Below are 22,576 nucleotides of genomic sequence, written 5' to 3'. Positions count from 1 at the left end.
TCTAAAGTACAATTATTTTATAAAATTGTACACACTAAACATTTGCACATCTTTACCGTTCTTTTGTAAAAACATCATTTTATTCACATTAGGAATATATTGAATCATGTTACCATCTGCAAAACCATAATTCTGGAAGAAATTTCCTCCTTTGTAACTAAGACTTACTTCCTGAGGTTTCAGCGTTGCGAAGTCAAAAACTTTCATAGAAAATCCAGTGTTCCCGAAAGCTCCTTTGGGATAAAATGTAGAAATATAAAGGTTATTTCCGGACTCGCTTACATGAATTCTTTTTCCTGTAGAGGCACCGGCAGCTACAAATTGTGTCACTTCACCTTCTTTATTAAATTTCATCAGCATCCCTGCTTCCAGTTTGTAAACAGGATCAGGAAAACGATTCATTGTAGAAGGCATTGGTCTTGTGACAGTTTCCTGCTGAACAGCCATCAAAATATCATCATTTTTTATAATAGTTTTGATCACTTTTACATCGTTCATATCTTTATCTCCCCCAAGATTAGTATTGCTGATTACAGCTTTTCCCGACTTCATATCATAAAACATTACTGTTCCAAAAGTACTGGCACCAATCGTCACTGCAGCTTTTTTTCTTCCGAAAGAAATCAGATAATCATTATCATTTTTGCTGATCGCATACAATTTTTCAGGAATATACTTATCATCAAAAGGAAGATCCCTATCTTCAGTATTGGAAACCAATTCCAGTTTATAAGACTCTTTCCAGCCTGCCGCTTTGCGCAATACGACAATTTTCGCTGAATTGGTTAACGCAAGAGATTTTTCCACATAATCACTGCTCAAAGTAATTTCTTTATTCCAAACCGGGGAAAGCGTTCTCAGATCCATCACCAGAACATCATTGATATTATCTGTCTTTTTATTGGCAAATCGGTCATTAAAAACCGCCGCATATTTTCCGTTTTCGGAGAAAAGAACATAGGTAGTTCCCGATCTGTTAGCAGATTCGATGCTGTATTTGGCAATACTTTTTGTTGTAAAAGTTCCGTCTTTTTTACTGAAAACATGCTGGAAGACTTCCTTCCTGTTTTCTTTTCCAAAGTATTCTTCCGTAAACGCTACGAACTTATCATCATCAATCTGTTGGGAGCCCAGATAATTATGAAGGACGCCGTTGGTTTTGTTAGCATAATCTTTGGTATAAGTATCCACCAGGCTACCGTTCTGATCCAGCTTTCTCATCAACAACTTTTTATGAGGATATACATTTCTCATTAATCCGTCAATGTTGATGGCACTGAACATATATGAATTGTAATCATCAGCCAGTACCAGCTTATCATCAGTTTCAAGGTTGGCATCAACAGAAAATTTTGTACCCTCCGTTACTTTTGTTTGGGCAAAAGAGCATACGGAAGTCATCATTAATGCTGAAGCAATAATTTGTTTAATCATATTATTTTCAAATTCTTAGTTATTGTAAATTTTTTCTTCTAATCTTTTTAGTTCAAGATTAGCATCATAAGACAATTTAATGTCTACAAGATGTTCCTGTAATTCGTTTAAGTATTTTTCTGCTTCCTGGTAATTTCCTAAAGCGATATTTAATCTTATCAAATTAAAATAAAGATATTCACCAATCTTTTGGTTGTAAACAGCTTTTTTATCCTGATAATTCACCTTAGTTAAAGTATTTTTCCAGATATCAATTCCCTTCTGCATATTCTCCATCGCTACTTTATTCGGTGCATAATCAGATTTTGCCTGAAGCTTTTTAAGATTGGTAGTAACATAGATGTAAGCCTTTTCCAAATCATCATATTCTCCTTTATTCTTCACGGTAGACAATGTTACCATAGAATTAATCGTCTGATACCCAAAATTTTCATTGATGATATTTCTTGTACGATCCATCGTTCTCTGTAAAAATCTTTTTTCCTGAGCATTCAGATTAATCTCATTAGTTGGGACACTGGCGATTTCTGTAAAATCAGAGAAATAGGTTTTATCAAGCTTAATATCTCCGTTTTGTTTACCAATAATTCTGGTAGGCTGATTGGCAAAAGTTTTTCCCTGATTATCCTGAAAATTTGTTCTTTCCATTTCGATGACAATATCAAGATTGCTTCCCCCTTTTGAAAATCCTGTGATATCCATCTGGGAAGCAAGGATTTTATTATCTACAATCAATGCATCTTTTAAATCAGGTTGTCTGTAAACGGGTACGGGAGGGATATTCAAAACAGGTCTTGATGGGATCCTTAATACCGGAGCACCGTTTGTTGCAGCTATTTTTTCAACGGCAGATAGCTTGCTGTATTCTGCAGATTCCAGTTTGTATTTTTCCTGAAGCTTTTTTACCTCTGCATCATAATCCTTCAATCTTTCGGCATGTTCCAGTTTCGCAGATTCTACGTTGGTCTGATAATTATCTACCTGTTTCTGATAATCTTCTTTAGATTGTCTTAAAACGTCATCCTTGGTAATATTATATGGAGACTTTACTGTGATGGTATAATTTCTACTGCCCTGATCGGTCGCAAAAACAGGCTCCTTTAATAACTGGAAACTGATGGTCTCTTTATCAATTCGTTGTGCATGCGAAAACGAAGAATAAAATACCGGAATTAAAAAAAGTAGTTTTAATTTATTCATGGGTTTTGTTTTTTCGGCGCAAATGTATAATAATTTTATCAACATCAAATTCAATAAGGTATTAAATCATTCATTTTCTAAGTTGTAATAAAAAAGACAGCCATTATATAGCTGTCTCTTGAAATGATTAATTGAAAAATTATTTCTTGATCGCTTTTACAGTAGATTTAGAACCATCTTTAAAGTGAAGAGTTACAAAATAGAGTCCGGTACCAAGTTCACTTAAATCAATTTGTTTCACAGAGCCTTCAATACTTTTCACAATTCTTCCGGAAGCATCTCCAACAATTATCCTATTGACATCTTTACCATCAGAAAGATAAAGAATATCTTTAAACGGATTAGGATGAATACTTATTTTAGGTGTTGATCCTTTTACCTCAGATGTACTCAACTGTGCACTTTCAACAGTGAAATTATCAACATAGAAATTATAGTCCGGAGTATCATCCACTGTTCCATCAGTCCCGTAGAAAGCAAATACTGTATTAGCTCCCACATAATTTGCTAAATTATAAGTATACTCATTAGAAGTATTGGAAGGTGTATTACTTGCATCCCAGGTTTTAAGGATATCCCATGTGCTCCCGCCATCATTGGAAATCATGAAATGGATCACATCATCAGATCCCATTGTGGCTGATGCCGTTCCTGAATAGGTTGTTACCCCGTAATTAAATTTCGCTCTGTAACCTCCGGCAGAAAGATCAAAAGGAACAGTCTTCAGCCATCCTATGGTGTTGGTTGTAAACAGGTTTATTCTTGCTGAGCCACTGGTACCAACGTTAAGAAACCCGTCTGCAGTCCAGCTGCTTCCATTTCCTGTTGGCCCTGTAGCCGGAGTTCCTCCTATAAGATTCTCCCAGCATGAACCAGGGAAACTGACAAAATCATTAGTATATGGTGGAATCATTGATCCACACAACGTTTTAAATGTCCCTACAAATGACCAGGAACTTTGCCCTGTTCCGGTACTACAATTTGTTCTCACCCAATAATAATAATTTGTACTTGGAGATAGGTTTCCTATGGTATATGAAGTACCTATAATTCCAGGGTAATTAGGCACAGCATTGCTTAACGGCGTTGTTGGACTCGTACTATAATATATATCATGGCTTGCTGCCGATGTCCCTGAAGGAACCGTCCATGAAATTTGGGCAGAATTTGCAGTAACTGTTCCCACAGAAGCCAAAGTTGGAGCAACGCAAGTACTATAAGCGTCTGCTGAAAATGCAAATATATTGGCGACTCCACTACTGTTTGTTTTGGTAATAGTCACACTTTGAATAGGTTTAGCCTGATTGGTAGGATCAATATTGAGAAGAGTTTGATACAACCTGGGATTAGTGGTACTGGCCTCCAATCCGTTTGTATTTCTCAGAATTCTTCCAATGCCGCGGATCGCATAATTAGTACCATCATACCAGTCAGGAACACTTTGCCCGGTAAAAGTCTGAGAAGTAGTATCTGTAAAATTGACTGTTATATTTACGGTAGAAGCTCCACTTCCACTCGTAGAAAGCATATAAAGCTTAAAAGCAGCCATAGGATTCGCAAACACAATGGTACCTTCATTGCTACCGGCAGTACTGCTATTAATCCGTAAGGAATTACTTCCACTTAAATTTCCAAGCTGAAAACTCAACCCCGGTGTTGAAGCTACCGCCGAATTGATCATACCATCCGCAGGAATACCATAAGTAAGAGGATTGCTCGTAGCGGTCAGCTGAAAATCTCTTGCTACAAAATTGTAGGAAACCCCATCAACATCCACTGTAGTAGATGTATTAGCAGCACCAATTCCATTTGCAATTACATCTTCTGTATACCCTGACTGTACAGGCATAATTTGAAAGTTTTGAGCCATTACAGCTGATACTGAAAAAAGAGCAATCACAGGTAATACTCTAGAAAATAAATTTATTGTCATATTTTTCATATTTGTTGTGAAAAATAAGAAAAATATCAATATAAAAATGTTATTTTTAATAAAAAATCAATATTTAATGAAAATATTTAAATATTAACCTTCAACACATTAAAAATTATTTATTCCAGAAAAATAATCCAACCCTAAGATCTACTTCTTCTTGTCTCTTAATTTTATTATTGAGAAATTAAATCTTATTTTTGTCATACAAATTTTTAAACAATGCCGAATATTTCAAACAGAGCACTGCACATGCCACCATCGCCGGTAAGAAAACTGGTTCCTTTTGCATTACAAGCAAAACAGAAAGGAATAAAAGTATATCATCTTAATATCGGGCAGCCTGATATTGAAACTCCGGAAACAGCTTTAAATGCTTTAAAAAATATTGATTTAAAAGTATTGGAATATGCACTTTCTGAAGGTAATATCGAATATAGAAAAGCCCTTACAGAATATTATCATTCATTAGGCTTTTCAGATCTGACACCGGATAACTTTATGGTAACCAACGGAGGTTCTGAAGCTCTTAATTTTGCAATTTCCACATTATGCGATGAAGGTGATGAAGTTATTATTCCTGAACCTTATTATGCCAACTACAATGGTTTCACAAGCACATTTGATGTAAATGTAGTTGCCGTACCTTCTACTATTGATACAGGTTTTGCTCTTCCAGCTATAGAAGAATTTGAGAAAAAAATCACCGAAAAAACAAGAGCAATCATCATCTGTAATCCGGGTAACCCGACAGGATACCTGTATACGCGTGAGGAACTTCAGAAACTTGCTGAAATTGCTTTAAAATATGACATTGTAATCATCTCTGACGAAGTATACAGAGAATATGTATATGACGGAAAGCAGCAAGTATCTATGCTTGATTTCCCTGAATTAGCAGAAAATTGTATCATTATTGACTCAGAATCCAAGCGTTATTCTATGTGCGGTGTAAGAATCGGATGTATGGTAACCCGTTCCAACAAAATCCGTAATGCAGCAATGCTTTTTGCGCAAGCAAGATTAAGCCCTGTTCTTTTGGGACAAATTGCAGCAACTGCTGCACACCAGAACGATGGTCCTTACATCAGAGCGGTAAGAGAAGAATATACACATAGAAGAAATATCCTGGTAGATCTTTTGAATGCTATTCCGGGAGTAATTTGCCCTAAGCCAAAAGGTGCCTTCTATTGCGTTGCTGAACTTCCTGTAGATGACACTGAAAAATTTGCACAATGGTTACTTGAAAAATATTCATTGAATAATGAAACCATTATGGTAGCTCCTGCCGGAGGATTCTACAGTGATCCTGAATTAGGAAAAAAACAAGTAAGAATCGCTTACGTTTTAAAAGAAGACGATTTAAAAAGAAGTGCTGAAATTCTGAAAGATGCTTTAAAAAAATACAGAGAAGAATTTAGTCTGTAAATAATATACAATGCCGACAACAAAAAATATACATCTGAAAATATTGTTTTCGATCCTTTTGCTGTCGGCATTTCTCTCTTGTGACAAAAAAAAACAGGAAACGTCTGGAGCTTCTGAAAATCCAAACGAAATAGCACTTATCAGTGTGTCTCATATCGGAGGAACATTAGGAGAGTACACCATCATTAAAGTCACAAAAGATTCTGTTTTTGCAGAAAAAGGAGCCACAGTCAGTCGCACCCACCAGAAATGGACTTCAGCCATCAGTAATGATACATGGAAACGGCTTATATCATCCATCAATATTAAAGATCTTGACGATATCAAAAGTTCTCCGAGCCAACAATCGGTAGACGGAATTGATGAAACCTTTCAGATTCGCACCCCTAAAAAGGCTCACATCTATGTCAATTCTTTCGCGGACACTGCTCATTACAAACAACTTCAACAGTTTAAAGAACAATTAGACAACATTCTTCCTAAAGAATACAAATAAAACATGCAAGAAAATTTTTCCTTACAGCCCTACAATACTTTCGGTGTTGATGCCCATGCCCGATACTTTATCGAAATCAATGGTATTGAAGAACTAAAAGAAGCGCTTACCTTTTCAAAAAAGCAACACCTTCCCCTTTTATTATTGGGTGGAGGGAGTAATATTTTGCTGACAAAGGACTTTGAGGGATTGGCTATCAAACTCAATTTAAAAGGAATATCTGAAGAGAGCATTAACGACAATGAAATTCTTGTAACGGCCAAAGCAGGAGAAAACTGGCATGAATTTGTGATGTATTGCCTGCAAAGAAACTATGGCGGATTAGAAAATCTTTCTCTAATTCCGGGAAATGTTGGAACCTCGCCTATGCAGAATATCGGAGCGTACGGAACTGAGATTAAAGATATTTTTGTTAACTGTAAGGTATTGGATTTGGAAAATCTTGAGATCAAAACCTTCAACCTTGAAGAATGTAATTTCGGATACAGAGATTCTATTTTCAAACAAGATGGAAAGGGTAAATATGTAATTCTTCAGGTTACTTTTAAACTGACTCAAAAAGACCACCACATCAAAACAGAATATGGAGCTATAAAATCTGAGTTGGAAAATCTGAATATTCAACATCCAACAATTCAAGATGTTGCTAAAGCAGTTATCAGCATCAGACAAAGTAAACTACCCGATCCTAAACAAATCGGAAATGCCGGAAGCTTTTTTAAAAACCCAACCATTCCGCTGGCACAATTTGAAGATTTAAAACAAAAATTTGAAAATATTCAGGGCTATCCCAATGGAGATGTAGTAAAAGTTCCTGCCGGATGGCTGATCGAACAATGTGGATGGAAAGGAAAACAAATCGGAAACGTAGCCTCACACAAACTTCAATCATTGGTCATCATCAATGCTACAGGAAAAGCTACAGGAAAAGAAATTTTTGATTTCTCCACAGAGATCATTAATTCCGTAAAAGAAAAGTTCGAAATAGAACTGGAACGGGAAGTGAACATTATTTAAAAAAACGGGCTGTTTCAATTTTGAATACAGCTTTTTATTTATTTTGTCGGTAACAATAAGGCATAAAGGTTCGCGGTATAGCTTCGTTTTTAAGAAGAAAGAAGTTCATCTATAAAAAAATTTAAGAACGTCTTAGCTATTGTTTATCATATAAAATCCTTTGCACCTTAATACAATCAACTTATCTATAATCGTTTTATCCCCATAAAATCATTATTTTAGCTAAAAAAACAGACACAATATGAAAATAGCAATTCTTGGAGCCGGAAATATGGGACTATCTTTTTCAAAATCATTTTTGAAATATGAACTCATCAAACCTGAACATCTGCACCTTATTATAAGAAGTGAATCCAAAATCTCCAGAATAGCTGAAGAATTTCCAAAATCCAAAATCTCTACTTTTGAAGAAGTCAGGGATCTTGATGCAGATCTGATCATTATTGCAGTGAAACCTCAGGACTTTCAGACAGTGGCTCAAAATATCAACTTTTCATTCAAGGAAAATCAGATGATCCTATCCATTATGGCAGGAATTAATATTGAAAAAATTCAGAAATCATTCAAACATCCCCTTGTGGTAAGAGCAATGCCCAACTCTCCTACTCTTCTTGGAATGGGAATTACAGGGTATACTGCTGCAGACGGAATTTCTTTCAGTCAATTGATTAATATAGAAAGGCTACTGAACAGTACAGGAAGATCGGTTTATTTAGAAAATGAAGAACTTCTGGATGGTGTTACCGCTCTTTCCGGAAGTGGTCCCGCTTACTTTTACTATATCATTGATGCGATGATCAAAGCAGGAATAGAGATGGGAATTGAAGAAAACCTTTCAAAGTTATTTGTAAAACAAACCATGCTGGGTGCTTATCATTTGATCAATAACTCTGAAAAAAACCTAGAAGAACTCATCAAAGATGTTGCCTCTAAAGGAGGGACTACCGAAGCAGCCTTAAAAACATTTGAAGAAAATAATTTTAAAACTATTTTACAACAAGGAATTCTGAACGCAGAAAAACGAGCTAAAGAACTTAATAAATAATTCTTTTTTCAATCCACCTGCAAAGCATCCATCCTGTATACACTCCAAAAGTATTCAGAATGATATCATCCACTTCAAATATTCCCATTCGGGTAAAATATTGAAGGGCTTCTACAATAACGATTGCCGAAATAAAAGTAAAAAGCAAGGGTTTCAATTTCCGTAACCCCGGGAAAATCCAGCCCAGGAAGCCAAAAGGAATAAACATCACAACATTTCCCAAAACAATCATAATGATACTCTTCCATTCCTGAGTACCCTGAATAAATTTTATCGTAGAAAAAACAGGCTCAACCGTAATTAAATTATCTTCATATTGAAATCTTCCCATCCCTAAAAACATCAGGTACAGCAAAAATAAACCATAAGGAATAATAATAATTTTATAAAATTTCTTTAACATCAAGTGCTAAGATATTCATTTCAAAAACATTAAATTTGTATGTTAAAATAATTTAATGAAATACGTCTTACTTACACTTATTTCAGCAATGCTGCTGTCGGTTTCATGGCCAACTTATGGAGTTCCGTTTTTTATATTTTTTGCTCTTGTTCCGCTTTTGATGATGGAACATGGAATCTCAAAATTTTCGGATTATAAAAGAAAAGGATGGATGGTTTTTGGACTTTCCTACCTATGTTTTGTCATCTGGAATATCGTAACAACGGGCTGGCTATATGGTTCAAAAAATCCGGATGGAAGTCATTCTATGATGGCTGTGGTATTTCCGGTACTTGTTAATTCTCTGTTGTACTCTGTGGTTTTCCAATGTTATCACTGGTATAAAAATGCACAGGGAACTTATTGGGGATTAGCTTTTTTAATAGCTATCTGGATGAGCTTCGAAAAATTTCATTTGGGATGGGAACTGACATGGCCATGGCTGAATCTGGGGAATGTATTCTCAGAATACCCTAAGCTGATTCAATGGTATGACACCTTAGGGGCAACCGGTGGAAGTTTCTGGATTTTATTGATTAATGTTTTAATATTCTACACCATAAGAACGTTTGAGGCCGGGAGAAAAAGAAAAGATCTGATCAGAAACTCTTCTATTATTGTGGGCTTAATTGCAGTTCCAATGATTATTTCGGTGGTCAAATACAATAATTTTAATGAAAAACCGTCAGGGCAAGTCAATGTATTGATGTTACAGCCGGATCTTGATCCTTACGCTGAAAAATATTCCAAAGACAGTTTAACGATTGAAAATGATCTGTTAGCTCTCGCTGAAAAGAATTCAACCACTGCAATTGATTATTATATTGCTCCTGAAACCGCACTTCCGGGAAGAGGTTCTATCTCTGAAACAGCATTTGAGAAAAGCTTACTATTAAATAATATCAAAGATTTTTTATCCAGACATCAAGGTTCTGTATTTGCAACAGGAATTTCATCTCACCATTTATTTTTTGATCCGGCAAAGATGCCAAAAGAAGCCTATCAAATCAATCAGGGAGTTTGGGTAGCCAGTTACAATACCGCCATTCAACTTGTTCCGAATCAAAAAGTACAGGTATATCATAAAGGAAAACTTGTACCGGGAGTTGAGATTTTCCCTTACATGAGCGTTTTGAAACCTATTTTAGGTGATGCTATGCTTAATCTGGGAGGAACCGTAGCTTCTTTAAGTACAGATAAGGAAAGAGTTGCTTTTGCCAACCCTTACAACAAAGGAAAAATAGCTCCTATTATTTGCTATGAAAGTATTTACGGAGAATTTGTCACCGATTATGTAAAAAAAGGAGCAAATTTCTTAGGCATTATGACCAATGACTCCTGGTGGGGAGTAACGGAGGGACACAAACAACTTTTGTCCTATGCCAGATTAAGAGCCATTGAAACCAGAAGAGAGATTGCCCGTGCCGCCAATAGTGGAATTTCTGCCCACATCAACGCAAAAGGCGAAATTGAGGCCGATACTTTTTACGGTGACCAAACAGCTTTATTTGCCAAAGTTAAACTCTATGATACCATGACATTCTACACAAGAGCCGGAGATCTTCTTTCAAGGTTCTCCCTATTTGCATTAGGATTTTTATTATTTTACTTCCTGATTAAATGGTTTCAGGCAAAAACAAAAAAAGCATAATTTTCAAACAAATAACCAGAAAAATCTGTTTAATCAGCTGAATTTTTAAGAGTTCATATTTTCTCCCGGATTTTGTAGATCAAGCAGATTTTCTGAGCATAAACTTTAATTATTATAACTTAAATTTTGAGCAAAAAAAAGAAAAGCCAGCTGGACGTCTGGCTTTTCTCATTGATAGAAGATAGAATTGATTCAATTACTTAATCGTAAGCTTCCTGGTGGTTATTTCGTTTTTTATCTTCAGTTTTAATACATATACGCCTTTAGGCAGATGAGAAACATCTATTGACTGATCTGCTTTTACAATGATATTCAGCTTTTTCCCGTCCATTGAATACATTTCGGCTTCCGATACCTTACCTCCCCTGATAAATACTTGATCAGAGGTCGGATTTGGATAAATAGTCAGCTGATTTGTACTAATATTATTCTCCATTGTTCCCAATGTACCTTCTGCAGACGGGTCGGAATATACTTTTGAAGCATCTATTGATCTTACACTCCAGAACACATTTTGAATCGCAGGATCAAGGTCAAGAAACCATGAAGGAGTTGTTACCACATATTTTGCAATATCCTGTCCTCCTTGTGTGGTTCCTACTTTAATTTCATAACGAAGAGCATTAACCGGCGTTTTGTCATCAGAAGCCCCACTCCATGCAAAATTGAACCTGTTTCCTGTTTTTGTAAGATTCAGGTTTGTAGGTGCTGTAGGTTTTAAATTGATATCAGTGGAATTGTTCTTAAAAAGTTTCGTTAAAGAAGGCAAATCATTATTTGCCCAATCAAACCCAGTTAGTAAAACATCCAGATGATTATCGTTATCGAAATCAAATAATTGTAATACTCCCGGCCCACCAAGCTGATATAATCCGGTCGTTGTTCCTTCCGTAAACTGATGCGTAGAAGGATTATAAATGTACGCTTTTACAAAAGCATTATAATTTACGTTTCCGGAGACGATGAAGTCATAGTATCCGTCATTATTCAAATCACCAAGACTTACTGATGAATCTGAAATATCAGGCATGGTAAGCTGCTGAGCAGTAAGATGTCCTGTTCCGTCATTCATTAAAACAGCAAAATATCCGTTATCATTTTCATCCTTGCCCATAACGATGATATCCTGAAAACCATCAGCATTGAAATCTGCAAAATCAATTTTCCCAACTGAAACCGGATCAAGATCCTGAGTATGAACCAAAGTACCTCCCTGATTCATATATACCTTAGACACCGGAAATTGATCAAGATCTGACCCGATAATGACTAAGTCTAAAAGTTGGTCGTTATTCAAATCAACTACTTTAAAACTTCCGTTCTGAGTTCCGTTCACCCAATTTTCAGTCATGGTAAAACCGGACCCCGTATTTTGGTACAAGTCTAAAGTATTTCTGAAACCTCCACCATGAATGTATTGAGTCCCGTTGATAGCATAATCCGGTTTTCCATCGTGATTAAAATCAAAAACCTCCATAGATCCATACACTTTCCCCGGAAGTTCACCTTCTTTTACAAAATCCGAACCGGTATTCTTGAATCTGTAATGCTTGTAATTAACAATATCCATATAGCTCAGGCCGGTAGAGATAATATCCATCAATCCATCATTATTGTAATCTATAAATTTGATGTCTCCCATATGGGTTACTCCGCTTAAGCCCGCATAAAGCGACATTGTACCGCCATTATTTTTATATACTTCATTAAATGTCTGATCTACATTCCCGTCTCCGTCCGAATCTATCGCTCCATTGAACACAATATCCTGAGTACCGTCATTATCCATATCAGCAATATCAGCTGCAGAATAATAAAAATTACTCATTCCGGTTGGTACCTCAGTAAAGGTTTGCGCTGTGAAAGCAATAGGCAGCATCGACAATAGAATATAAATTCTCTTCATAGTTATTTTTATTTAGATTAATTAAAAACAAAGATAGGCCATTAAATTATCTGATCTAAAAAAAGCCTGTATGAAATATATCAGCCTTGATTTTCTGGGATATCCCGGAAATTCGGATATTTTAAAATTTCAATATTATTAATCAGTTACTTATTTGCAAATATTTTTCAAAAGATTTGCCTATCTAAAAAATTCTTCGTTATTTTGCACTCTCAAATATTATACAAATAAGAACATCGAGATATGTCAAGAATTTGCCAAATAACAGGAAAGCGTGCAATGGTTGGTAACAACGTTTCTCACGCTAATAACAAAACGAAGCGTCGTTTTGAAATTAACTTATTAGAGAAGAAGTTTTACCTTCCGGAGCAAGATAAGCACGTAACACTGAAAGTATCAGCTCATGGATTGAGAGTGATTAACAAGATTGGAATCGAAGAAGCTATTGAAAGAGCTACTAGAAACGGATTGATTAAAAAGAATTAATAAATCATGGCAAAAAAAGGAAACAGAGTTCAAGTAATCCTTGAATGTACAGAGCACAAAGAAAGTGGTATGCCAGGAATGTCTAGATACATTTCTACAAAAAATAAAAAGAACACTACAGAGAGATTGGAATTGAAAAAATACAATCCTGTTCTTAAGAGATCTACCCTTCATAAAGAAATCAAGTAATTTATAAATATAATTTACAATGGCAAAGAAAGTAGTAGCAACCCTACAAAGCGGTCAGTCAAAAAAAATGACTAAAGTTGTGAAAATGGTTAAGTCTTCTAAGTCAGGAGCTTACGTTTTCGAAGAAAAAGTAATGAATGCAGACGAAGTAGATGGTTATTTGAAAAAATAATCAACACTTTATTTACAATATAAAAACTACTCACATTTTGAGTAGTTTTTTTATTTTTATATTCAAAAGATCTACTCATGAAATCGTTGTTCATTCTACTTTTAAGTATTTGTCTTTCAAGCCCCGTTGATGCTCAAAACAGCAAAAACAAAGAAAAAGAAACCTCAGATAAAGGAGTAACTCTGATTGTACTTGGAAATGTACAGGATGCAGGCTCGCCACAGGCAGGCTGCAAAAAAAGTTGCTGTGCAGACCTTTGGAAACATCCGAAACAAGACCGGAAAATAACATCGCTGGGAGTCATAGATCATGACCTTCAAAAAAACTATATTTTTGATGCCAGCCCGGATTTCCCGCAACAAGTTCAGCTGCTACAGCAACAATCCGGCTCCTTAGATAAAACAACCCCGGATGGAATTTTTATTACTCATGCTCATATTGGCCATTACACAGGTTTAATGTTTTTAGGAAGAGAAGCTATGAATTCCAAAAATATTCCGGTGTATGCCATGCCAAGGCTGAAAAAATATTTTGAAAACAATGGACCCTGGTCACAATTAACCCATTTAAAGAATATTTCGATCCAGGAAATGCAGAATGAAGTTCCTTTACAAATAACGGCTCACCTTCGGGTAACTCCTATCCAGGTCCCTCATAGGGATGAGTACTCAGAAACAGTAGGATACCTTATTCAAGGGCCTCATAAAAAAGCTTTATTCATCCCTGATATAGATAAATGGGGCACATGGAAGCATAACATTACAGATCTTATCAGGACTGTTGATTATGCCTTTCTGGATGCTACATTTTACGATGCAGAAGAAGTAGGTTTTAGAGACATCGCCGAAATTCCACATCCATTTGTAACAGAAAGTATGGAACTTTTCAGGAGTTTGCCTGCTCTGGAAAAAAAGAAAATACACTTTATACATCTGAACCATACGAACAAACTTTTAATTCCGGACAGCCAACAAACACAAACAGTTCTGGCAAATGGTTTTAATATTGCAAGGCTTGGAGACAAGGTAGAATTATAACATTTAAAAAAGATAAAAAGAAACAAGATACAAGTGTACAAGGTATAAGATTACCTTAAAACCAGTCTGTAATTTATATACAATGTAAAAAAAACACTTATCTTTTGGGTAGTTTTTTTGTTATCTTTGCTCACCAGATTATTAATCAATTAAATATGAAAAAAATTCTTGCTCTGGTTTGCACGGTATTTTTTCTATTTTCATTCAGTCAGAAAACAATGGATCCGATAGAATATAAAAGTTCACCAAAAGTTTTCAGCATTAAAGGGCTATCTCAATCAGTAAGTATTGACTGTGGCAATTCCAGGATGATTTTTTTATCCGGACAGGTTCCTTTAAACGATAAAGGAATTCTGGTAGGAAGTAATGTAGAAGAACAGACTCAACAGGTTTTCAGGAATATCGAAAATATACTGAAAGAATATGGAGGTACAGGAAAAGATATTATAAAATTAGGAATCTTTATAACCGACATTTCCAAAACACCGGATTTCAGGAAGGTCAGAGATCTATATATCAATATTCAAACTCCGCCTGTAAGCAGCCTTGTAGAGGTAAGTAAACTTTTCAGAAATGATGTGCTTATAGAAGTAGAAGCCACAGCAGTGATTAAAAATAAATAAGAATAAACTAAAACTATGAGTTGGTTTAAAAATATTTTCAAAAAGGAAGAAAAAGAAACTTTAGATAAGGGGTTAGAAAAATCCAGCCAGGGTTTCTTTGAAAAAATGACAAAGGCCGTAGTCGGCAAAAGTAAAGTAGATGATGAGGTTCTTGATGATCTTGAAGAAATATTGATTGCATCTGATGTGGGTGCCTCTACCACTATTAAAATTATAGAAAGAATTGAAGAGCGTGTTGCCAGAGACAAATATGTTGGGGTAAGCGAACTGGATAATATTCTTCGTGAAGAGATTTCAGGATTACTTCTTGAAAACCCTCATGCAGGAACAGGAAATATTGATACTTCCAAAAAACCGTATGTTATCATGGTTGTTGGGGTAAACGGTGTTGGTAAAACGACTACCATCGGAAAACTGGCTCACCAGTTTAAATCCGAAGGTAAAAATGTTGTTTTAGGAGCTGCCGATACCTTTAGAGCTGCTGCAGTTGATCAATTGACTATCTGGAGTGAAAGAGTGGGTGTTCCTATTGTAAAACAAGGAATGGGCTCTGATCCCGCTTCAGTAGCATTTGATACTGTACAAAGTGCTGTAGCTCAAAATGCGGATGTAGCCATTATTGATACCGCAGGAAGACTTCACAATAAGATCAACCTGATGAACGAACTTTCTAAGATTAAAAGGGTAATGCAGAAAGTTATTCCGGATGCTCCTCATGAGATTTTATTAGTTTTGGATGGTTCAACAGGACAGAATGCATTTGAACAGGCAAAACAGTTTACAGCCGCCACGGAGGTGAATGCGTTAGCGGTAACAAAATTGGATGGAACAGCAAAAGGAGGAGTAGTTATCGGGATTTCCGATCAATTCCAAATTCCTGTAAAATATATTGGTGTAGGCGAAAAAATGCAGGATTTGCAACTTTTTAATGGTACGGAATTTGTAGACTCATTCTTCAAGAAAAGATGATTTATATCATATTTTCCCTTATATTAGTAAACAAATCATTTAAATATTAACAATTAAAACATTTGAAACTATGGGAATTTTAACTTGGATCATATTTGGTCTTATCGCAGGAGCTATTGCAAAATTAATAATGCCGGGTACTCAGGGAGGTGGATGGCTGATGACAATTATCCTGGGGATTGTAGGAGCATTTGTTGGAGGATTTGTAGGAAACCTTATAGGCTGGGGAACAGTTGAAAGTTTCGATTTCAGAAGTATGTTGCTTGCCATAGGAGGATCACTCATTGTTCTCTGGATTTACGGAATGGCAACCAAGAAAAGCTAAGAGATAATAAAAATAAAATCCCGGATCTGAAATTCAGATCCGGGATTTTTGTGTACAATATAATTTAGTTAGTTAACCCTGATTTGGTAAGGCATTTCCATTTTAATTTCAGACTGTAATTTTTTGTCTGTGATCTGTTGTAAGATCTCATAGTTGGATTTACCTATTTTATTTTTAATAATTCTTGCAGATACATCCTCTTCATTAAGATCTTTGAAAAGTTGCTCTACAGGAGAGATTCTCTTTGGAAAAGAATCAACATGATAAGATTTTAACCCTGCTTTTTGTGCAGCAAATTTAACGGCATCATTTAATGTTCCCAGCTCATCTACCAGACCAATTTGTTTAGCACGAGTCCCACTCCATACTCTTCCGCCACCAACATTATCAATTTGTTCAAAACTTTGTTTTCTGTTTTGTGTTACGAAATGGACAAATCTTTTATATGTTCCTTCAACGCTTTTTGTCATCATATTCACTCCATACGGCGTCACTCCATTTAATCCTGAATAATACATAGAATTTGCATTCGTAGCAACAATATCTGCACGGATTCCGTTTTTATTGGCAATATCTTTATAATAAGGCATCACTCCAAAAACCCCGATGGATCCGGTAAGCGTATTAGGTTCCGAATAAATCTTATCTGCAGCCATTGCTATGTAGTATCCACCCGAAGCTGCATAATCCCCAAAAGAAACAACCAGAGGCTTCTTCTTTTTCAATTGCTGTAATTCAAATAAAATTTCATCTGAAGCATTGGCACTACCTCCTGGAGAATTAATTCTAAAAACAACGGCTTTCACTTTATCATCGTCCTGAAGCTTCTTAATATATTTCACGTATTTTTCAGAATAGATATCGTTATAACCATCTCCGTTGTTAATAGATCCTGAAGCATATAGTACAGCTACTTTCTCTCCGGAATTATCCTTATCTGAAAAAGAATTGATGTAACTCCCTAATGAAATTTTATTGAGGTTTTCTTTATCCTTTACACTCAATTTTGCTTTAATCAGGTTCTCATATTCTGTTTTCTGAATAAGCTTGTCTGCAAGTTTATATTTTACCCCAAGCTCCGGTATCATTCCGTACAAACTATCGACTACTGTTTTGAACTGGGCTGAATCTATTTTTCTTGAAACAGCAATTTTATTGGATGTATTTTTCCAAAGATCATTCAAAAGAGTACTCAGCTGTTCTTTATTTTCAGGAGAAATATCATTTCTTAAAAAAGGTTCAACAGCAGACTTAAATTTACCGTGACGAATTACTTCGATACCAATTCCATATTTATCCGCAAAATCTTTCAGGAATGTAACTTCTGTAGAAAGACCTTTTAATTCTATACCTCCGGCAGGGTTTAGGTAATACTGATCAGCCACTGATCCTAAATAATAAGCAGATTGCGAAACCCCGTTTCCATAAGCATACACAAATTTCCCACTCTTTTTAAAATCTGCAATAGCATTCCTGATATCATCAATCTGAGTCAACCCCGCATTTAAATCATCAGCTTCAATACTAATTCCTTTAATGTTATCATCAGTCTTAGCTTTGTTAATAGCTTCCAATACATCATATAAAAGGACGCTCTTATTCTGACTTCCGATTCCAAATAATCCCACTTCTTCTTCAGTAGGGCTATCGATAATATTTGTTTTCAAATTAATCGTAAGAACGGAGTTCTTTTTCACCACTACTGACTTGTCACTGCCCATAGAACTAAAAACAAGCATCATAATGAAAAAGACGAAAAATAAAGCGCAAAGTATAAGAATTGCTACTATATTTGCCAAAACATTTTTAAAGAAACTTCTCATAAATCAATCAATTTTCCAATATGTCGCAGCAAAAGGTAGTTTTGTTACTAGGAAGTAATCTTGGAGAGCAAAAAAAAAATATAGAGCTTGCTTTACAGAAAATACAGGAGGCAGGGAATAACATTTCACAAATAAGCGAATTTTTATTTTCAGATCCTGTAGAATTTGCTAGTTCCAATATTTTTTGTAATATTGCAACAGTAATATTCACGCATTTAACACCAATTCAACTGCTTAATTGTATAAAAAGCATTGAAGTTGAAATGGGAAGAATTAATGATTCAAAGGTATCTGGAGGCTATACTGATAGACTAATAGATATTGATATCATTAAGTATAATGATTTGAATTTTAAATCAGAAAGATTAGAAATCCCTCATAAAAAACATCTTTTTGAAAGGGATTTTTCCAGAATATTATTAAAAGATTTTATTTAAAACATAAAACATACAGTATGAAATTAGGTTTATTATTATTGGCTACACTGCCTATCGCAGCTTACGCACAAGCTCAAAACAGCAGTACTACAGTAAACTCTTCCACTGAGTATCCTAATACTTTCTCTTCGGGTTCCGCCAATGTTCAACCATTCAACAATAAAGCCAGACGCTTCAGAGACTGGTCTATATCTGTTGGAGGGGGTCCTGCATTTATGGTGCACTCTGCCCTAACCTCTATCAACAAGGATAAGGTCAATTGGGGATATAATGCTTACGTAAGTATTGATAAGCAAATCTCACATACATTCGGGGCAAGTATTATGTACACCAGAGGAGAAACAAAACAAACAGGTCAGCTTCCCGGTGTACCTGGACAGTTAGCAGGCGTAGCAACGGCTACAACTCAGTTTGATCAAATTGCTTTATTAGGAGATATCAACTTCTCCAATTTACTAAGAAGAGTGGACAATCATTCTCCATACCGATGGGCATTCCATGGTTATGGAGGTATTGGACTTCAAGGGTACAGAACCTCTCTGCATGATAATGACAGAAACAGATGGAGTGATAATCCTAAGAGAGTTCCTCAATTTGTGAAGAAGGATCTTGATTTTGGTTCTGTATACTATCAGCTTGGTTTAGGGTTAAAGTATAACGTTTCAAAACTTATTGATGTTGAAGCCAGAACCATGTATCTGATTAGTGGAGAACAATCATTTGATGGAAGTGGATATAACAACGCAAGTTATGATCCTGCGCAACCTGTAGAATCCCAATACAGATATACAATCCTTAACAACAAAAGATCTTACAACGCCTGGACAGTATCTCTGGGAGTATCTTTCAAATTAGGAAAACATGAAACACATCTAGCGTGGCATGACCCACTTCAGGAAGCATACTACAGAACCAACGTTTTAGAAAACGCCTCTACAGACTTTGTAGTGTGTGAAAAAGGTGATAAAGATAATGACGGAGTATGTGACGACTGGGACAGACAACTTGATACTCCTGCAGGAGCAAGAGTAGATGGAGCCGGAGTTGCTTTAGATATGGATCTTGACGGAGTTATTGATCTTTATGATAAGTGTGTAACTGTGCCGGGACCTGTTGAAAATAACGGTTGTCCAGTCAAATAACAAAGTGTTTTAAAAACAACTTTGTACTTTATTAAAAAAATCAAATAATAATACACGATGAAATTAAGTTTAGCAATAGCATCACTGGCTTTGGCGATCCCGACAGCCAGCTATGCTCAAGACTCAACTGCAGCTACAGATGGAAAATATCCCAATACATTTTCTTCTGGTTCTGCGAATGTTTCCCCATTTAATAATCAATCGAAAAGATTTAATGACTGGTCTATATCAGTAGGAGCAGGTGTTCCCCTGATGCAATCAGCAGATTTAACCTCTATCAAAAACGGTAATGGTAAGAATCTTTTTGGATATTCTGCTTATGTAAGTATTGATAAAGCAATTACCCACGCTTTTGGAATTAATTTACAATATGACAGAGGTGAAACCAGACAGGGATGGTTCAATACTAAGGATGCCGCTCCAGATGCGAAAGCAATAGCCGGCAGAACCCAGTATGATGCAATCTCAATCTTGGGAGATATCAACTTCTCTAATCTGTTGAGAAGAGTAGATAACCACTCTCCTTACAGATGGGCACTTCATGGATATGGAGGTATTGGTACAATAGCATACAGAGCGTACCAAAAAGATAGCAAAGGACAGCAACTCATGACTGAAGTTAAACCTTTCAAACTAGGCTCTATGTTTATGCAGGCTGGTGCTGGTTTAAAATTCAAAGTGAACAGAAGAATTGATATTGAAGGTAGATTAATGTATGTCATCACAGGTGATGATACATTTGACGGAGGAGGAGATCCATACAGCGATGTAAACAGACGTTCATCACAAGTTTCCGACAACTTCTTCAACGCTACTTTAGGTCTTTCATTCAAACTTGGAAAACACGATTCTCACTTAATGTGGCATGATCCACTTCAGGAAATCTATTACAAACTTGATGTTTTGGCTAACAAAAAGCAGGATATCGAAGTATGTAAAAAAGGAGATGCTGATAACGATGGGGTATGTGACGATTGGGACAGACAACTTGATACTCCTGCAGGAGCAAGAGTAGATGGTGCCGGAGTTGCTCTTGACACTGACTTAGATGGTGTTATTGACCTTTACGATAAGTGTGTAACGGTTCCCGGCCCTGTTGAAAACAACGGATGTCCGAAGAAAAAAGACAACAATGATACTGCAGTAGAAGTAGAAAAAACATTGAAAGACATCTACTTTAACTTCAATAAGGCAACGATCAGACCTGAATCTAACAGTAAATTAGATCTTGCGGCTTCAATTATTAAAGAAAACGGAGGAAATTACTTGTTAACAGGACATACTGACATTAAAGGAAATGCAGCATATAACCTGAGACTATCTAAAGAAAGAGCTGCTTCTGTTGTTTCTGCTTTAGAAACCAGAGGAGTTAATGATAATGTGCTAAAATCAAGAGGTGTAGGTTCCGCAGAAGCCAAGATTCCTGCATCAGCTTCAGACGCTGAAAGATTAGCAGACAGAAAAGTAACAGTGAAATTTATAGAAAGTTCTGAATGGAATTCTATTAAAAAGAAAGACTATGAAGATGCTCCAGTGAAAAAAACTGTGAAAAAAGCACCTGCTAAGAAAAAGAAAAAGTAACTTTTTACTATACACATAAACCGAAAAGAAGTTCTTTTCGGTTTATTTTTTTTTTACTACGAAATATTTTACATACCTTTATATCATTTTAGAGGGAGTTCGTATTAAAAGGACTAACAGCCAACACGTTCCTCGGAAAAAAAATAACACGAAATCACTTTTTAACGTAAAAAATCATTTAAAATAACTTAACTTAAAAAAATAACACTATGAAATTAAGTTTAGCAATTGTTGCATTAGCTATGGCAATTCCTACTGCCACTTATGCACAAGACTCAACGGCAGTTTCAAAAGGAGAGTACCCTAATACATTTTCTTCTGGGTCTGCTAATGTTTCCCCATTTACCAACCAATCGAAAAGATTTAATGACTGGTCTATTTCCGCGGGGGTTGGAGTTCCATTGATGCAATCAGCAGATTTAACATCAATTAAGAATGGTAACGGTAAAAACCTTTTTGGATATTCTGCTTACGTAAGTATTGATAAAGCCATTACTCATGCTTTTGGTTTAAAACTACAGTACGACAGAGGTGAAACCAGACAAGGATGGTTCAATACTAAAGATGCTGCCCCTGATGCAAAAGCAATAGCCGGTAGAACTCAGTATGATGCAATCTCAATCTTAGGAGATATCAACTTCTCTAATCTGTTGAGAAGAGTTGACAACCACTCTCCTTACAGATGGGCACTTCACGGATACGGAGGTGTTGGTACAATAGCCTACAGAGCGTACCAAAAAGATATCAAAGGACAGCAACTCATGACTGAAGTTAAACCTTTCAAACTAGGCTCTATGTTTATGCAGGCTGGTGCTGGTTTAAAATTCAAAGTGAACAGGAGAATTGACATTGAAGGTAGATTAATGTATGTCATCACAGGTGATGATACATTTGACGGAGGAGGAGATCCATACAGCGATGTAAACAGACGTTCATCACAAGTTTCCGACAACTTCTTCAATGCTACTTTAGGTCTTTCTTTAAAACTAGGAAAACACGAATCTCACTTAATGTGGCATGATCCACTTCAGGAAATCTATTACAAACTTGATGTTTTGGCTAACAAAAACCAGGATATTGAAGTATGTAAAAAAGGAGATGCTGATAACGATGGGGTATGTGACGATTGGGACAGACAACTTGATACTCCTGCAGGAGCAAGAGTAGATGGTGCCGGAGTTGCTCTTGACACTGACTTAGATGGTGTTATTGACCTTTACGATAAGTGTGTAACGGTTCC

Annotated in this window: 22 protein-coding genes; 16 read left to right on the top strand and 6 right to left on the bottom strand. The window is 35.9% G+C overall.

Annotation, left to right across the window (positions count from 1 at the left end):
- Window positions 1-12: 12 nt before the first annotated feature.
- The 3 genes from C1631_RS09450 to C1631_RS09440 form a co-directional block, all read right to left on the bottom strand.
- A complete protein-coding gene (locus C1631_RS09450) occupies window positions 13-1,434 on the bottom strand; it encodes a hypothetical protein (protein ID WP_109711851.1) in 1,422 nt (473 codons plus the stop codon).
- 15 nt (window positions 1,435-1,449) lie between these two features.
- The gene (locus C1631_RS09445; protein WP_109711849.1) at window positions 1,450-2,634 is read right to left on the bottom strand and encodes a hypothetical protein; all 1,185 of its coding nucleotides are present in this window, start codon (window positions 2,632-2,634) and stop codon (window positions 1,450-1,452) included.
- A gap of 139 nt (window positions 2,635-2,773) precedes the next feature.
- On the bottom strand, window positions 2,774-4,567 hold the full coding sequence (locus tag C1631_RS09440) for a T9SS type A sorting domain-containing protein (protein ID WP_165828266.1): 1,794 nt from the start codon (window positions 4,565-4,567) through the stop codon (window positions 2,774-2,776).
- Between the two features lie 222 nt (window positions 4,568-4,789).
- Here C1631_RS09440 and C1631_RS09435 point away from each other — a divergent pair, with 222 nt between their 5' ends.
- From C1631_RS09435 to proC, 4 genes are all read left to right on the top strand, one after another.
- Window positions 4,790-5,995: a pyridoxal phosphate-dependent aminotransferase gene (locus C1631_RS09435; protein WP_109711847.1), complete on the top strand. Its 1,206-nt coding sequence runs from the start codon at window positions 4,790-4,792 to the stop codon at window positions 5,993-5,995.
- Between the two features lie 10 nt (window positions 5,996-6,005).
- Window positions 6,006-6,491 (top strand): hypothetical protein, encoded by a 486-nt coding sequence (locus C1631_RS09430; RefSeq protein ID WP_109711845.1) that lies wholly within the window; start codon window positions 6,006-6,008, stop codon window positions 6,489-6,491.
- A gap of 3 nt (window positions 6,492-6,494) precedes the next feature.
- On the top strand, window positions 6,495-7,508 hold the full coding sequence (gene murB, locus C1631_RS09425; RefSeq protein ID WP_103248952.1) for a UDP-N-acetylmuramate dehydrogenase: 1,014 nt from the start codon (window positions 6,495-6,497) through the stop codon (window positions 7,506-7,508).
- A 241-nt stretch (window positions 7,509-7,749) separates the two neighbouring features.
- Window positions 7,750-8,553: a pyrroline-5-carboxylate reductase gene (gene proC / locus C1631_RS09420; RefSeq protein ID WP_103248953.1), complete on the top strand. Its 804-nt coding sequence runs from the start codon at window positions 7,750-7,752 to the stop codon at window positions 8,551-8,553.
- Here the strand turns inward: proC and C1631_RS09415 are convergent.
- Entirely contained in the window at window positions 8,543-8,956 is a 414-nt protein-coding gene (locus tag C1631_RS09415; RefSeq protein WP_109711843.1) for a VanZ family protein, read from the bottom strand. The two genes, proC and C1631_RS09415, sit on opposite strands and share 11 nt — an antisense overlap.
- Window positions 8,957-9,011: 55 nt before the next feature.
- Here C1631_RS09415 and lnt point away from each other — a divergent pair, with 55 nt between their 5' ends.
- Window positions 9,012-10,646, top strand: a complete 1,635-nt coding sequence (lnt, locus tag C1631_RS09410) for an apolipoprotein N-acyltransferase (protein WP_109711841.1) — start codon at window positions 9,012-9,014, stop codon at window positions 10,644-10,646.
- Between the two features lie 196 nt (window positions 10,647-10,842).
- Here the strand turns inward: lnt and C1631_RS09405 are convergent, their stop codons facing one another.
- Complete coding sequence (locus C1631_RS09405) at window positions 10,843-12,552, bottom strand: T9SS type A sorting domain-containing protein (RefSeq protein ID WP_228441145.1); 1,710 nt, start codon at window positions 12,550-12,552, stop codon at window positions 10,843-10,845.
- A 243-nt stretch (window positions 12,553-12,795) separates the two neighbouring features.
- On the opposite strand from C1631_RS09405, the gene rpmB reads away from it, so the two are divergent.
- From rpmB to C1631_RS09370, 7 genes are all read left to right on the top strand, one after another.
- The gene (gene rpmB / locus C1631_RS09400; protein WP_002976757.1) at window positions 12,796-13,038 is read left to right on the top strand and encodes a 50S ribosomal protein L28; all 243 of its coding nucleotides are present in this window, start codon (window positions 12,796-12,798) and stop codon (window positions 13,036-13,038) included.
- Between the two features lie 6 nt (window positions 13,039-13,044).
- Window positions 13,045-13,227: a 50S ribosomal protein L33 gene (rpmG, locus tag C1631_RS09395; protein WP_027373683.1), complete on the top strand. Its 183-nt coding sequence runs from the start codon at window positions 13,045-13,047 to the stop codon at window positions 13,225-13,227.
- 19 nt (window positions 13,228-13,246) lie between these two features.
- Window positions 13,247-13,399, top strand: a complete 153-nt coding sequence (locus C1631_RS09390; protein ID WP_002976755.1) for a DUF4295 domain-containing protein — start codon at window positions 13,247-13,249, stop codon at window positions 13,397-13,399.
- A 77-nt stretch (window positions 13,400-13,476) separates the two neighbouring features.
- Window positions 13,477-14,436 (top strand): MBL fold metallo-hydrolase, encoded by a 960-nt coding sequence (locus C1631_RS09385; protein WP_103247938.1) that lies wholly within the window; start codon window positions 13,477-13,479, stop codon window positions 14,434-14,436.
- A gap of 155 nt (window positions 14,437-14,591) precedes the next feature.
- A complete protein-coding gene (locus tag C1631_RS09380) occupies window positions 14,592-15,059 on the top strand; it encodes a RidA family protein (protein ID WP_103247939.1) in 468 nt (155 codons plus the stop codon).
- A gap of 15 nt (window positions 15,060-15,074) precedes the next feature.
- A complete protein-coding gene (ftsY, locus tag C1631_RS09375; protein WP_103247941.1) occupies window positions 15,075-16,028 on the top strand; it encodes a signal recognition particle-docking protein FtsY in 954 nt (317 codons plus the stop codon).
- Between the two features lie 70 nt (window positions 16,029-16,098).
- Window positions 16,099-16,353 carry a GlsB/YeaQ/YmgE family stress response membrane protein gene (locus C1631_RS09370; protein ID WP_109711837.1) on the top strand — a complete coding sequence of 85 codons (255 nt, stop codon included), beginning with the start codon at window positions 16,099-16,101 and terminating at the stop codon, window positions 16,351-16,353.
- A gap of 68 nt (window positions 16,354-16,421) precedes the next feature.
- Here the strand turns inward: C1631_RS09370 and sppA are convergent, their stop codons facing one another.
- The gene (gene sppA / locus C1631_RS09365) at window positions 16,422-18,176 is read right to left on the bottom strand and encodes a signal peptide peptidase SppA (RefSeq protein ID WP_109711835.1); all 1,755 of its coding nucleotides are present in this window, start codon (window positions 18,174-18,176) and stop codon (window positions 16,422-16,424) included.
- A 20-nt stretch (window positions 18,177-18,196) separates the two neighbouring features.
- Between sppA and folK the strand changes: the two genes are divergently transcribed.
- From folK to C1631_RS09345, 4 genes are all read left to right on the top strand, one after another.
- Window positions 18,197-18,613 carry a 2-amino-4-hydroxy-6-hydroxymethyldihydropteridine diphosphokinase gene (gene folK / locus C1631_RS09360; RefSeq protein ID WP_103247944.1) on the top strand — a complete coding sequence of 139 codons (417 nt, stop codon included), beginning with the start codon at window positions 18,197-18,199 and terminating at the stop codon, window positions 18,611-18,613.
- Between the two features lie 17 nt (window positions 18,614-18,630).
- Window positions 18,631-19,755 (top strand): flagellar motor protein MotB, encoded by a 1,125-nt coding sequence (locus C1631_RS09355; RefSeq protein WP_109711833.1) that lies wholly within the window; start codon window positions 18,631-18,633, stop codon window positions 19,753-19,755.
- A gap of 57 nt (window positions 19,756-19,812) precedes the next feature.
- Window positions 19,813-21,336, top strand: a complete 1,524-nt coding sequence (locus C1631_RS09350; protein ID WP_109711831.1) for an OmpA family protein — start codon at window positions 19,813-19,815, stop codon at window positions 21,334-21,336.
- A gap of 209 nt (window positions 21,337-21,545) precedes the next feature.
- A partial coding sequence (locus C1631_RS09345) for an OmpA family protein (RefSeq protein ID WP_109712346.1) occupies window positions 21,546-22,576 on the top strand: 1,031 nt, incomplete at its 3' end.

Source organism: Chryseobacterium phosphatilyticum, assembly GCF_002899825.2.
Taxonomy (GTDB): Bacteria; Bacteroidota; Bacteroidia; order Flavobacteriales; family Weeksellaceae; genus Chryseobacterium; species Chryseobacterium phosphatilyticum.
The sequence above is the reverse complement of the archived record's forward strand: the minus strand, read 5'-3'. Positions and strand labels throughout refer to the sequence as shown.